Below are 12,066 nucleotides of genomic sequence, written 5' to 3' on the forward strand. Positions count from 1 at the left end.
CACCTCCGGCGACGATGCCGTGACCGGTCACGTGACCGGTCACGGAGAGTGTGGGACCGCGTCGATCCACTGTCAAGGAGAGCGCTCAGGCCGTTCCGCGCAGCACGAGCGTGCCCGTGATCGTCGTGACCTCGGGGGTCGCGCCGGCCAGCAGCGTGGCCACCTGCTCGACGGCCAGCGCCCCGAGCTGCCGCGTGTCGATGCGGACCGTGGACAGCGGCGGTTCGACGAGGCTGCCGATCTGCACGCCGTCGAACCCGATCACCGCGCAGTCCTGGGGCACCCGGCGCCCGAGCATCCTGGCCCTGCGGACGGCGCCGATCGCGATGACGTCGTTGTAGGTGAGCAGGCCGTCGAGATCAGGGTGCGCGTCGAGCAGCGCCGCGACACCGATCTCCCCGCCCTCCACCGACTGCCCGGCGCCGAGCACCCAGCCGCTCAGCCCGTGCGAACGCAGCGCGTCGAGGTACCAGCGGCTGCGCGCGCTCGGCGCCGCGTGCTCGTGGTCGAGCATGCCGATCCGGCACCTGCCGCCCGCCACGAGGTGAGCGACGGCAGCGTGGATCCCGGCCTCACCGTCCACCCGGATCGAACCGAAGCTCGCACCCGCGCTCTCCCGTCCGATGTAGACCACGGGGATGCCGCCCGTGTACCGGGCGACGACGTCGGCGGGAGCGTTCAGGTACCCGACGATCGCGTCGACCTGCGAGCCGATCACCTCGAGCGTGCCGAGCTCCTGCTCACCGTCGCCCGCGGTGTCGTAGACGACCACGTGCCAGCCGCGCTTCCTGGCCGCCTCCAGCGCGGCCGAGGCGACCTCGGTGAAGAACGGGTTCAGCAGGTCCGGGATGACCAGCCCGACGGACGTCGTGTCCTGCCGGACCAGCGCGCGGGCGAACCTGCTGGGCCGGAAGCCGAGCTCGCGCGCGGCGTCGAGCACCCGCTCCTTGGTGGTCGCGTCGATCTCAGGCTTGTCGTTGAGCGCCCGCGACACGGTCTGGTACGACACCCCCGCCGAAATGGCGACGTCGCGGATCGTCACCCGCTTGCCGGCCATCGGTCCTCCTTCACGCGGGAGGTGACGCTAGCAGCCGGCGCCGGGCACGACCCGCCGCGCGATCCTCCCCGGACCGGCAGGACGCGATCCGACGTCGGTCATCACCTCTACGCAGATCGCGGTCGCCCTGGATCGTCTTTCTCGCGCCCTCCCTCGCCCGGCTCGTCCCGGACCATCCCGCCGTGTTCCTGGCCTCCGGCCTCGCCCGCGAGGTCCTGCTCGCCCTGACCGGCCCCCACAACCACGACGGCACCGCGCCCGGCCGCAGCCGCTCCGCGCGCTCCCGCCTCCTCCGAGTCCTGGTCGATGAGCTCCGCGAAGCACCCGAACAGCCACTGCACCTGCCCGAACCACGCGACGACCGGCTGCAGGCCATCGCCCGGATGCTGCAGGAGTCGCCTGCGGACAACGCCACGCTGGCCGAACTCGGGAAGACGATCGGAGCCAGCAGCCGCACCCTCAGCCGGCTGTTCAACAACGAGCTCGGCATGACCTTCTACGAGTGGCGCACCCAGCTACGCGTCCACCACGCGCTCGTGCTCCTCGCCGAGGGCCACGACACCATCCGAACCGCCTCCGCCTGCGGATGGGCCAACCCCAGCAGCTTCATCGCGGCCTTCACCACCATCATCGGGACGACCCCGGGCCGCTACCGAACCTCTGCCGGCACCTGAGACGAGTCACCGCGGGAGTCCGTCATCGCGGGCGGCGGGACCGGCTCTCCGCGCAGCGGATGCACGTCTCGGCCGCGGGCACCGCCTCCAGGCGTGCCTCGCCGATGTCGCGCCCGCACGACACGCACCGGCCGTAGGTACCGGCCGCCACGCGGTCCGCCGCCCGGCCCAGAGCCGTGAGGTCCCGGCGGGCGCCCGCCAGCAGACCCAGCACCTGCGCACGCTGGACCGCGATCGTCACGCCCTCCGGGTCGTGCTCGTCATCGTGCGTATCGAACGCCTGCTGCTCGGCCATCCCCTCGACCTGCCGCTCCAGCGCAGCGATCCGGTCCGCCGTCTCCGCCCGCTCCGCGGCGAGCCGCGCCGAGACGTCCCGTCCGTCCATACCGGTGGAACGGGCGGGGTCGCACCACCGTTCCGCGCAGCGATCACGGCGCGCCCGGCGCGAGTCAGGCGTTCAGACGCGCTGGGCGTGCTCCTCGCGAGCACGCGCCACCGCTTCCCCGTGTTCGGCGTTCCACGCGCAGCTCGCGGCGAGCGGCTCGAAGAGCGTGTGCCCGAGCGGGGTCAGCTCGTACTCGACCCGCGGCGGCATCTCGTCGTAGACGGTTCGCGTGATCATGCCGTCGCGCTCCATCGCGCGCAGCGACTCGGTCAGCACCTTCGGCGTGACGCGCGCGAGCGGCACCTGCAGCTCCGAGAACCGGCGCGGCCCGTCGCGGAGACAGACGAGGATCTTCGCCGTCCACTTGTCGCCGACCCGGACGGGGAACGGCATGTGGTCGGCGCAAGCCGTGAACAGCGCAGGATCCAGGGGCTCACGCACCGTCCGACCCTACGTCGGCGCAGGTCGGCGCCACTACCGTTGCGGGAACCGCACCCGTGGCGCCTAGCGTCCTGCCCATGAGCCGGATCGTGATCTTCGGAGCAGGTGGACGCGCTGGTCGGCGGACGGTCGAGGAGGCGGTGGGCCGCAGCCACGAGGTCACGGCGGTCGTGCGGGACCCCGACGCCCACCACGGTCCGGGTCGCGCCGGCGTCAGCGTCGTGGCCGGCGACGTCACCGACCCCACGAGCGTCGCGGCCGTCGCCGCCGGGCACGACGCCGCCGTCACCGCGGCCGCGCGCCTCGACGTCCCGGCCGTCGACTTCTACACGGCGGCGACCGAGGCTCTCGTGGCCGGGCTGGCGAAGGCGGGCGTGTCCCGGCTCGTCCTGGTGGGCATGGGGCCGGTGCTCGAGGTGGCGCCGGGCGAACGGCTGCTGGACGCTCCCGGCTTCCCGGCCGCGCACCGCGACTTCGCCCTCGGCCACGTCGCCCAGCTCGACGTCCTGGCCGCCGCGCCCGACCTCGACTGGGTCGTGCTCGCCCCACCCGTGGTCGTCCTGGACGAGACGGCCGCGCGCACCGGCCGGTACCGGACCGGCGGAACGCGGCTGCTGTCGCCGCCCGGTACCGGCGCCCCGTTCTCCTACGCCGATCTCGCCGTCGCCCTGCTCGACGAGATCGACACCCCCCGCCACCACCGGGCACTGGTCGCCGTCGGCCCCTAGCATCAGGAACCAGGCACGAGGGTGTTCTGCCGCGCCACCACCCACCACCGCTCACCCTCCTTGGTCAGCACGTACAGGGCGCTCATCGCATGGCCCACGTCGACCGGCTCACCTGCCGCGTCCGTCGCCCACGCGTGCTTGTGCGCCACGGCGACGTCGGGCCGCACGAAGACCACGTCCGCGAGCCGGTAGCGGGCGCGCTCGTCGCGCAACGGTCCCGCGAGCGCAGCCCTGCTCACCTCGAGCATCATGTCGCGGCCGTCGAGCTGCCGCCCGTTCACGGAGACGGCCGAGCCGTTCTCGGCGAAGTGCTCGACCAGCAGGTCGGCGTCGTTGTCGTTGAAGCCCTTCTCGACGTCGGCGATCACCTGGCGGATCGCCTCGACGTCTGCGGTGTGGTCGAGCGAGTTGTCCTCGATACGGGGTGCGGTCATGCAAAGATCGTCGGCCCTCAACTCGGCTTCAGGTCAACGGCGGAACCAGGCCCCGTCTCGTTCTCCAGGCTCAGCAGGAGGTCGCGGACCGCGGCGGGCTGTGACAGGAACGGCGTCGCAGTCCTGCAGGAACGTGTCCACCAGCAGCTCGGGGCGAACCCCGAACGTCCCGGCGGCGAGGTCGACGTCGAGGAACGGCGCGGGGGTGCCGTCGCCGAACTCGGACAGGCTCTGCCCGACCTCAGGCAGGTAGCTGGAGATCAGCAGCAGGTGGCGCACCGACGCCACACCCGCAGCCGCCTCTGCCGTCACGATGCCGCCGTAGCTGTGGGCGACCACGACGGTGGGCTCGTCGCTGTCCTGCAGCACCTGCCGCACCGCGGCGACGTCCTCGGTCAACCCCGGGCCACCGGCGCCGACAGGGCGTTCTCCGATTTCCTCAGCTCGCTCGATCACCAGATCGTCCGCGAACGTCCGACCGCGCAACGTCGTCCCGGGTGAGCCGGCGGCGTCAGCCCCGTTGTTCGAGGCCCAACAACGCGAGGACGTTGCGGAGACCTTGCTCCAGGACCGCGTCTGCGAGATCCCGGTCGGCCAGTGCGCGGGACAGTTGCAGCGTCCCGACCATCGTGGCGAAGACGCTGAGCGTCCTCGCCCGCGCCGCCTGCAGATCGTCCGGTGCAGAACGGGCGAGGATGGCGTCGATGGTGGCCAGCAAGCCATCGGTATATGCCCGTCTGGTGCCGTCACTGCAGCGCCCGATCTCGTCGAGCAGGGCAGCCGACGGGCAACCCTCCTCCGGGTTGTCCCGATGCCGGACCGAGAGGTACGACCGCACGATCTGCTCCGCTCCCCCGCCGGACGCCAGCTCCGTGAACTGCTGTCCCTGCGCTCGTAGCTGGTCGGCGACCGCGGTGGCGACCAGGTCCTCCTTCGAGGCGAAGTGGGCATAGAAGGCACCGTTGGTCAGCCCCGCATCCGCCATGAGGCTCGCGACCCCGGAACCGTCGATGCCGTCCCTCTTGAACCGGCGCCCGGCCGCCTCGACGATCCGCTGCCGCGTGGCCTGCTTGTGGTCTTTCCCGTACCGCATGACCGCCTACCTCCACTCCCCAGCAACAACCGCTTGCCTGTGCGTCGCGGCCTCTATAGCATTACGATCATACTTCAAAGCGTGAGGTGATGGCGTCGTCCACCACTCACCCATCCGGCGCCGTACGTCTCGCTCGCCACATCCGGCAAGGAAGTGAACCCCCGCCATGAGCACCTAGCTGGCCGACGCGGCCGAAGACCTCTCCGTCGCGGGCCCCTCCGCCCGGTTCACCTACCGGCGCATGGGCCCGCGGGGCGGCGTCCCCCTCGTCCTGCTCAACCGGTTCCGCGGAACGACTGGTGGGACCCGGAGTTCCTCGACCATCTGGCCGCCGATCACGACGACATCGTCTTCGACAACATCGGGATCGGCTACACCACCGGCGAACCACGCGACGCCGTCGAGGGGTTCGCCGACGGCGCGATCGAGTTCGTCGAGGCACTCGGCCTGACGCAGATCGATCTGCTCGGCTGGTCACTGGGCGGCATCGTGGCCCAGCAGGTGGTACTGCGCCGCCCCGCGCTGGTGCGCAAGCTGATCGTGGCCGGCAGCAGCCCGGGCGCCCCCGTGCCCGGCGCGCCGCCCATGAGCGACAAGGTCCGCGAGATCATGGCCAAGCCGGGCGGGGGCGCCCCGGACGACCTGCTGTACCTGTTCTTCCCCGAGACCGACCGAGCCCGCGCAGCGGGACGCGAGCACCTCGCTAAGGTGTCCACCCGCCTGGCCGCCGGCGGCCCCCAGATCTCGGATGCCGCCGCGAAGGGCCAGCTCGTCGCGGTCGCCAAACTCCAGTCGATCCCGTTCGACCAGGTCCGGGCGAACCTGGAGAGCATCACGCAGCCCGTCCTGTACGCCAACGACGCCCATGACGTTATGATCCCGGCCCTCGCGTCGTACGTCGCGACGCAGCACCTCGAGTCGGCCGTCCTCGTGCTCTACAGCGACGCGGGCCACGGGTTCCTGTTCCAGCACGCCGAGGAGTTCGTCACGCAGGTGAGGAACTTCCTCGCCGCCTGATACCCGGGACGTTCGCCAGCCAAAGATGGCGAACGCCCGCGCGGTCCAGCTGTTCCGAGAAGGGCGGGGGCACGGGACTCACCCCACCGCCGTCAGATCGTGACGTGACGGCGGTCGATGGCGTCGAGCACGCGTTCGGGAGTCATCGGCAGCTCCGTGAGCTGCACGCCGACCGCGTCGGCGATCGCCGCGGCGATGGCGGGCGGAACCGGCAGCATGCCGCCCTCGCCGAGCCCCTTGGACCCGAACGGCCCGGAGCCGTGGCCCTGCTCCTGAGTGATGCTCACGAACGAGGCGGGCAGATCGTCGGCCATCGGCACGCGGTAGTTCAGCGCTTCCCCGTTGAGCAGGTCCGTGCCCTCGTAGCGCAGTTCCTCGAACAGCGCCTGGCCGAGTCCCATCACGGCGGCGCCCTCGTCCTGCCCGCGGGCGCCGAGGTGGTTGATGACCTTGCCGGCGTCGCCACTGATCACCAGTTGCAGCACGTCGACCTTGCCGGTCTCGACGTCGACCTTGACCTCGGCCGCAGCCCAGCCGATCTCCCAGAACGCGGCTTGGGTCTCGAACGGTGTCTCCGAGGAGAAGGCCGCCTTGTACTGCCCCTCGGCGCTGAACTCGAACCCGGTGCCGCCGTACACCTGCTGGATCATGGGGGGCAGCGGGTGGCCCACCCCGTCGGCGATGACCTGCCAGTCCCGCAGGTCGAGCTGCTCGACGGGCAGATCCAGCGACTCCGCCGCGAACTCCAGCACCTGCCGGCGCGCCCGCTCGGCGGCTTCGGCCACGGCCCGGCCGGTCACCACGATGCCGGAGGAGGAGTTGGTGCCGGAGTCGAACGGTGAGTAGTCGGTGTCCACGTCCGTGAAACGGACCCTGGCCGGCTCGGTGCCCAGCACGTCGGCGGCGATCTGGCTGAGCGCGCTGTGGCCGCCCTGCCCCATCTCGGTCAGGCCCGCGGCCAGGTAGACGTTGCCGTTGACGTCGATCTTCACCCGGGCCTGCGCGAGCTTGTTCATGCCACCGCCGTCCTTGCACGCCATGGCGATGCCGATGCCACGGCCGGGGACGTGGGGCCGGGCGTGGTACCGGATCGCGTCGGCGACGAGGTCGAGACCGAGCTTGAGGTCGCTGTCGATCGGCCTCTCGCCGGGCACGGTCTGCTCGCCCAGGTCGAGCATGTTCCTGCAGCGCAGGTCGAACGGGTCGATGCCGAGCCGTTGCGCGATCAGGTCGAGCTGCCGTTCGTTGGCCCAGGTGGCCTGCGTGCCGCCGAACCCGCGGAAGGCACCTGCGGGGACGGTGTTCGTGTGCACGGTCCAGCACGTGGTGTCGATGTGCTGCCAGCGGTAGGCACCGGGCATCCGGTACCCGGCCTTCTCGGCGACGAACGGGCTGTACTCGGAGTAGGCGCCGGCGTCCAGCAGCACCGTGCTCTGCCGGGCGACGAAGGTCCCGTCCGCCTTGATGCCGGTCTTCAGGGTGAGCGTCGCCTTGTGCTGGCTGATGGTCAGGAACGCCTCTTCCAGCGTCATGCAGAACCGGACCGGACGGCCACCGGCCAGCTGCGACAGGCGCAACCCGATGTGCTCGGTGCGGCAGTTGCTCTTGCCGCCGAAACCACCGCCGATGTACTCGCCGTGGACGCGCACCACGCTCTCCGCCACGCTGAACAGCCTCGCCAGCTCCTGGCGCAGCTGGAACGGCATCTGGTTGCTGGTCCACACCTCCAGCCGGTCGGCGGCCGCGGTCGAGACGCTCACGTACGGCTCCAGATGCATGTGGTGCATCCGGGGGAAGTGGAAGGTGTCGGTGAAGATGTGGTCGCAGTCGTCCCAGGCGTCCGGTGAGCCCGTGGTGTGGCCGTACTCGAAGCTGACGTTGCGGGCGGGCCGGAGGGTGGCGTGGGCGCCGGGACCGTAGTGCGGGGTGAAGCCGGGCGGCTCCTCCGGGAACAGCTCCGGCGCGTTCTCGGCCAGTGCCTCGGCGATGTCGGCGACCGTGGGCAGCAGCTCGTAGGTGACGTCGATGAGGTCCAGTGCGGCCAGCGCCGTGCGCTCGTCGACGGCGGCGACGGCGGCGACCACGTCACCGACGTAACGGACGGTGTCCACCGCGACGACCGGCTGGTCCTTGATCAGGGAGCCGAACGTGGTCATCATCGCGCCCAGCCGGTCACGGGTGAGGACCGCCGCGACGCCGTCAAGGGCGTCAGCGGCGCTGGTGTCGATGGACACCACCCTGGCGTGGGCGTGCGGGCTGCGCAGCACCTTCGCGTGCAGCATGCCGGGCAGTGCGACGTCGTAGCCGTACCGGGCGCTGCCGGTGACCTTGGCCCGCGCGTCCCGGCGCGGCGCGTTGTGTCCGACGACCTCGGTCACGAGCGCTCTTCCTCCCCTTCGGTGTCGGGGTCCTCACCGGGTTCACCGGACTCGGCTGCGAGCGTCTCCGCGGCCCGCTCCACCGATTCCATGATCATTTCGTATCCGGTGCAGCGGCAGATGTTGGAGCCGATCCAGCGTCGGATCTCGTCGCGGTTCGGCTTGGCCTCGCTGCGCAGCAGCGCGGTGGTCAGAATGATCATGCCGGGGGTGCAGTAACCGCACTGGAATCCGCCGCACTCGGCGAAGGCCTGTTGCACCGGGCCCAGGGCGTCGCCGTCGCGCTGGCCCTCGATGGTCTCGACGGTGGCGCCGTCGACGTCGAACGCGAACAGCGAGCACGAGGCGACCGGTTTCCCGTCCAGCAGCACGGTGCACACCCCGCACACCCCGCGCTCGCAGGAACCGCGCACTCCGGTGAGGCCGAACTCGTTGCGCAGCAGGGAGAGCAGCATGGTGTTCGTGGGCACGTCGGCGTGCCTGCGGGCGCCGTTGAGGATCATGTCGACGGGCACCGCCGCGCCTGCGGGGACCTCGTCGTCCGGGTCGTGGCTCATGCAGCCGCCTCGAGCTGGCGGCGCAGCAGCACCTCGACGATCCGGCGGCGATAGCGCGCCGAGCCCGCGTAGTCGCCGACCCGGTCGGGCAGCTGCCCAGCCATCTCGTGGGCGGCGCCGGCATGATCGATCGCCGTCACCTCGGCCACCGGGACGTCGGTGCGCACCAGCACGGCTCGGCGGTACTCCGAGCCGACCCCCGCGGTGAGGCGCAGCCCGTCGCGGGATCGGCGGACGGCCAGCGCCACCGTGGTCACCGGACGCATGGACCGGTCGTAGCGGAAGGCGACCAGCGATGCCGTGTCGACGGAGAGGGTGTGCAGCAACGTCCGGCCCTCCGGTGCGGCCGGATCGCGCCGGACGAACTCGTCGACGGTGCAGCGCCGCTCCCCCGCCGCGGTGCTGAACTCCATCGCGGTCTCCAGCGCACCGAGGATGACGGGCATCTCGTAGCGGTACCGGCGCGCCATGAGGTTGCCCCCGACCGTCGCGCGGAACCGGATGCGCACGGTCGCGATGGCGGACCAGGCATCAGCGAGTTCCGGGAGTGCGGCACCGAGAACGGGATGCGCCGAGCCGTCGTGGTGGGTGTTGAGCGCACCGATCCGGAGCGCGGTGCCGTCGTGCTCGACAGTCCGCAGCTCGTCCAGGTTGCGCAGCGACACCAGCGTCGAGGGCACGAGACCCTCGCGGATGGCCGCGACCAGGTCCGTGCAGCCCGCAGCGATGACCGCCTCCGGACGGTCGGCGAGCACGGCACGGGCATCGGCCAGGCTCGTCGGCCGCAGCAGGTCGAACGGCGGCAGGGCGGCTTGCGTCGGGGTGAGCAACCCGGCGCCGCGGGACTGCAGGCGCATCGCGCACGTCCTTCTCCGGTCCAGCCTGGACACAGGGCGGAATACCTCTTCGCTAAATATATTAGCGCCAAGATAACATCAGAACAACCGGAAGTGAGGCCTGCCGAAATCGACACTTCGGACGGAAATGGTCAGAACGCCACTGAGAGCTGAGAGATCAGCCCACGTCATCGAGACGGTCGGCAGCCTGGCCATCGGTGCGCGACATCGTCTCGTACACGTCGAGCGAGCGCTCCAGCCTGCTGAGCAGCTGGGCGAGCTGGCGCCGTTCGGACGACGTCAGGCCGACCAGCAGGGTGTGCTCGTTGGCGAAGTGCGCGGCCGCGACCTTCTCGATCAGCTCCAGGCCCGTGTCCGTGAGCTGGACGTAGACCACCCGCTTGTCGACCTCGTCCCGCTCCCGGGTCACCAGCCCGGCCTTCTCCAGCCGGTCCACCCGCAGACTGATGCCGCCCGACGTGATCAGCGAGCTGTCCGCCAGCGCGCCTGCGGTCTGCCGGTACGGGGCTCCGTGCCGGCGCAGGACGGCGAGGATGTCGAACGCTGCGGCGTTGATGCCGTAGTCGGCGAACACGTCCGTGACGTAGGCGTGGTAACGGAGGAACACCCGGTGGATGCGGCCGAAGACCGCCAGCGGCGTGGCGTCGACATCCGGCAGCTCGCGGCGCCACTGCTCCAGAATCGCGTCGACCGCGTCCGGCCGGACCGGGTCACGCCGAGCCATCGAGTCTCCTCCCGGCGGCGGATTATCTCACCGCTCAACATCCGACACCTCGCTCAGCATAGGGTTCCGCCTGAACGGCGTACAGCCACGCGGCTCGGTCCAGCGCGTCGGCTCCGGTTGCCCGGACACCTCGGCGACGGCGCTCCCTCTCCCCGTCGCGAGCCGGCTACGGCACGCGACGTGCGTACGCCAGCAGGGTCGGCTCGGCGTTCCCCGGCCAGGTCCCGGTGAGGGTCTCGACATCGTCGTCGGCGCCGGCCGGCCCGTCGAGGACGCGCCGCACCACGAGCTCGAGCTCGGACGCACCGACCGTCGTGGTGGTGCCGTCGTCCACGACCGACACCGGGACGACCGGCAGAGCCTCGACGCGCCCGGCACCGGAGCCGACCACGCGGACGGAGGGCTCCCGGCGCCCACTGCTGCCGTCCGCCTGCTCCACCCACTCGGCGGCCTCCCGCCCGCCGCCGAGGATCGCCGTCGCGAGGGCGGCGACGTACACGGGGTCGCCGCACCCGTCGTAGATCCACCTGCGCCCGAGCACGGAGTGCTCCGAGGTGCCGACGAGGAAGTCCTCGGCACCCGCCAACGGCGCGTCGCGGTAGGTCAGCGGCACCTGGAACAGCCGTGCGTCGGCGGTCCGGACCAGGAGCGTCTCGATCCCCACCACACCGGACGGGTCGTCGAACCGATAGGCGCCGACTGCTTCGACCTGCCCGGCCCCGGGGCTCCCGGACCACGGCCGCGCCGGCAGCCAGTCGGCGATCAGGTCCCGCTTCGTCGGGGTCAGCTGTACACGGTGGATCACGGCCATGAGCGGAAACTACTGCCGGACACGCACAGCAGGACACAGCAACCACGATCATCCGGACGGGACAATTCGGCCACACCGTCGGTTGTCACCGCTACGCTCTCCGTGACCGCGAGACGCTGCGACTGGTGCGGGTCCCGGTAGGTGACGCCCACTCATGACCGTGAGCAGCGCCTGGGCATAGCCCGCCGAGCTGGCCGGGCTGCCGCAGCAGACGAATCCGCGCCCGCTGTGTCCGTGACGCATCACGATGAGAGGACGCCTCATGGAACCGGACCTGCGCGAACTGCTGGGTGAGCTGGAGGAGTTCGGGTCGGCGAACGACGCGTCGACCGACGACCGCAGCCGGCGGATGCTGAACATCACGCACGACACCGGGGTGTTCCTCGCCCTGCTGGTCAAGGCCACGGGGAGCCGGAACGTCCTGGAGATCGGCACGTCGAACGGCTACTCGACACTGTGGCTCGCCGACGCCGTGGGCGCCGAGGGCTCGGTGACGACGGTCGAGAAGGCGCCGTCCAAGATCGCGCTGGCACGGCAGAACTTCGCCCGGGCCGGCCTGGAGTCACGGATCCGGCAGGTCGAGGGCGACGCCGGCGACGTCATCCGGTCGGCAGGCGATGCCGGCTACGACTTCGTCTTCCTCGACAGCGACCGCGACCAGTACGTCGGCTGGTGGAGCGACCTGCGGCGGATCGTGGCCCCCGGGCGGCTGATCGTGGTGGACAACGCGATCTCCCACGCCCACCAGCTCGTGGACTTCACCGAGGCCGTCGGGGCAGCGGCGGGCTACCTGAGCTCGCTGTCCCCGATCGGCAACGGCGAGTTGGTGATCCTGAAGGAGGGATAGCCGGGCACGGCCCGGGCGAGTCGCCCCCTTCTTCACCGCGAGTCGCCCGATCCCCGCCGGCGA

Annotated in this window: 15 protein-coding genes; 4 read left to right on the plus strand and 11 right to left on the minus strand. The window is 71.1% G+C overall.

Annotated features, from left to right (window positions below):
- Nucleotides 1-85: 85 nt before the first annotated feature.
- A complete protein-coding gene (locus tag HF577_RS00340) occupies nt 86-1,057 on the minus strand; it encodes a LacI family DNA-binding transcriptional regulator (RefSeq protein ID WP_169393659.1) in 972 nt (323 codons plus the stop codon).
- Between the two features lie 182 nt (nt 1,058-1,239).
- Between HF577_RS00340 and HF577_RS00345 the strand changes: the two genes are divergently transcribed.
- A complete protein-coding gene (locus HF577_RS00345) occupies nt 1,240-1,731 on the plus strand; it encodes a helix-turn-helix transcriptional regulator (protein ID WP_312858849.1) in 492 nt (163 codons plus the stop codon).
- Between the two features lie 22 nt (nt 1,732-1,753).
- Here HF577_RS00345 and HF577_RS00350 read toward each other — a convergent pair whose 3' ends face one another.
- Nucleotides 1,754-2,116, minus strand: a complete 363-nt coding sequence (locus HF577_RS00350) for a TraR/DksA family transcriptional regulator (RefSeq protein WP_169393660.1) — start codon at nt 2,114-2,116, stop codon at nt 1,754-1,756.
- A 72-nt stretch (nt 2,117-2,188) separates the two neighbouring features.
- Nucleotides 2,189-2,557, minus strand: a complete 369-nt coding sequence (locus HF577_RS00355) for a winged helix-turn-helix transcriptional regulator (RefSeq protein WP_312858850.1) — start codon at nt 2,555-2,557, stop codon at nt 2,189-2,191.
- A 77-nt stretch (nt 2,558-2,634) separates the two neighbouring features.
- Between HF577_RS00355 and HF577_RS00360 the strand changes: the two genes are divergently transcribed.
- Nucleotides 2,635-3,285: an NAD(P)-dependent oxidoreductase gene (locus tag HF577_RS00360; RefSeq protein WP_211173577.1), complete on the plus strand. Its 651-nt coding sequence runs from the start codon at nt 2,635-2,637 to the stop codon at nt 3,283-3,285.
- Between the two features lie 2 nt (nt 3,286-3,287).
- On the opposite strand, the gene HF577_RS00365 is transcribed toward HF577_RS00360, so the two are convergent.
- The 3 genes from HF577_RS00365 to HF577_RS00375 all read right to left on the minus strand — a co-directional run bounded on the left by HF577_RS00365 (nt 3,288) and on the right by HF577_RS00375 (nt 4,812).
- On the minus strand, nt 3,288-3,719 hold the full coding sequence (locus tag HF577_RS00365) for an SgcJ/EcaC family oxidoreductase (RefSeq protein WP_169393661.1): 432 nt from the start codon (nt 3,717-3,719) through the stop codon (nt 3,288-3,290).
- A 33-nt stretch (nt 3,720-3,752) separates the two neighbouring features.
- Nucleotides 3,753-4,118 (minus strand): alpha/beta fold hydrolase, encoded by a 366-nt coding sequence (locus tag HF577_RS00370; RefSeq protein ID WP_211173578.1) that lies wholly within the window; start codon nt 4,116-4,118, stop codon nt 3,753-3,755.
- A gap of 112 nt (nt 4,119-4,230) precedes the next feature.
- On the minus strand, nt 4,231-4,812 hold the full coding sequence (locus HF577_RS00375) for a TetR/AcrR family transcriptional regulator (protein ID WP_169393662.1): 582 nt from the start codon (nt 4,810-4,812) through the stop codon (nt 4,231-4,233).
- Nucleotides 4,813-4,965: 153 nt separating this feature from the next.
- Between HF577_RS00375 and HF577_RS00380 the strand changes: the two genes are divergently transcribed.
- Nucleotides 4,966-5,829, plus strand: a complete 864-nt coding sequence (locus tag HF577_RS00380; RefSeq protein ID WP_312858851.1) for an alpha/beta fold hydrolase — start codon at nt 4,966-4,968, stop codon at nt 5,827-5,829.
- Nucleotides 5,830-5,921: 92 nt separating this feature from the next.
- Here HF577_RS00380 and HF577_RS00385 read toward each other — a convergent pair whose 3' ends face one another.
- The 5 genes from HF577_RS00385 to HF577_RS00405 form a co-directional block, all read right to left on the minus strand.
- Entirely contained in the window at nt 5,922-8,207 is a 2,286-nt protein-coding gene (locus HF577_RS00385; protein ID WP_169393663.1) for a xanthine dehydrogenase family protein molybdopterin-binding subunit, read from the minus strand.
- The gene (locus HF577_RS00390; protein ID WP_169393664.1) at nt 8,204-8,764 is read right to left on the minus strand and encodes a (2Fe-2S)-binding protein; all 561 of its coding nucleotides are present in this window, start codon (nt 8,762-8,764) and stop codon (nt 8,204-8,206) included. Before HF577_RS00390 ends, HF577_RS00385 begins: the two co-directional genes overlap by 4 nt.
- Nucleotides 8,761-9,621, minus strand: coding sequence for an FAD binding domain-containing protein (locus HF577_RS00395; protein ID WP_169393665.1), 861 nt, complete (start codon nt 9,619-9,621; stop codon nt 8,761-8,763). Before HF577_RS00395 ends, HF577_RS00390 begins: the two co-directional genes overlap by 4 nt.
- A gap of 157 nt (nt 9,622-9,778) precedes the next feature.
- Nucleotides 9,779-10,345, minus strand: a complete 567-nt coding sequence (locus HF577_RS00400) for a MarR family winged helix-turn-helix transcriptional regulator (protein ID WP_169393666.1) — start codon at nt 10,343-10,345, stop codon at nt 9,779-9,781.
- Nucleotides 10,346-10,511: 166 nt separating this feature from the next.
- Nucleotides 10,512-11,156 (minus strand): CG0192-related protein, encoded by a 645-nt coding sequence (locus tag HF577_RS00405; RefSeq protein ID WP_169393667.1) that lies wholly within the window; start codon nt 11,154-11,156, stop codon nt 10,512-10,514.
- A 262-nt stretch (nt 11,157-11,418) separates the two neighbouring features.
- Between HF577_RS00405 and HF577_RS00410 the strand changes: the two genes are divergently transcribed.
- Nucleotides 11,419-12,003 (plus strand): O-methyltransferase, encoded by a 585-nt coding sequence (locus HF577_RS00410; protein ID WP_169393668.1) that lies wholly within the window; start codon nt 11,419-11,421, stop codon nt 12,001-12,003.
- Nucleotides 12,004-12,066: the final 63 nt, after the last annotated feature.

Source organism: Pseudonocardia xinjiangensis, from assembly GCF_012911925.1.
GTDB classification, from domain to species: domain Bacteria; phylum Actinomycetota; class Actinomycetes; order Mycobacteriales; family Pseudonocardiaceae; genus Pseudonocardia; species Pseudonocardia xinjiangensis.

Coding starts and splice junctions, on each gene's coding strand:
- HF577_RS00340 (WP_169393659.1), bottom strand. CDS start 1,057: ATGGCCGGCAAGCGGGTGACGATCCGCGACGTCGCCATTTCGGCGGGG.
- HF577_RS00350 (WP_169393660.1), bottom strand. CDS start 2,116: ATGGACGGACGGGACGTCTCGGCGCGGCTCGCCGCGGAGCGGGCGGAG.
- HF577_RS00360 (WP_211173577.1), top strand. CDS start 2,635: ATGAGCCGGATCGTGATCTTCGGAGCAGGTGGACGCGCTGGTCGGCGG.
- HF577_RS00365 (WP_169393661.1), bottom strand. CDS start 3,719: ATGACCGCACCCCGTATCGAGGACAACTCGCTCGACCACACCGCAGAC.
- HF577_RS00375 (WP_169393662.1), bottom strand. CDS start 4,812: ATGCGGTACGGGAAAGACCACAAGCAGGCCACGCGGCAGCGGATCGTC.
- HF577_RS00390 (WP_169393664.1), bottom strand. CDS start 8,764: ATGAGCCACGACCCGGACGACGAGGTCCCCGCAGGCGCGGCGGTGCCC.
- HF577_RS00395 (WP_169393665.1), bottom strand. CDS start 9,621: ATGCGCCTGCAGTCCCGCGGCGCCGGGTTGCTCACCCCGACGCAAGCC.
- HF577_RS00400 (WP_169393666.1), bottom strand. CDS start 10,345: ATGGCTCGGCGTGACCCGGTCCGGCCGGACGCGGTCGACGCGATTCTG.
- HF577_RS00405 (WP_169393667.1), bottom strand. CDS start 11,156: ATGGCCGTGATCCACCGTGTACAGCTGACCCCGACGAAGCGGGACCTG.
- HF577_RS00410 (WP_169393668.1), top strand. CDS start 11,419: ATGGAACCGGACCTGCGCGAACTGCTGGGTGAGCTGGAGGAGTTCGGG.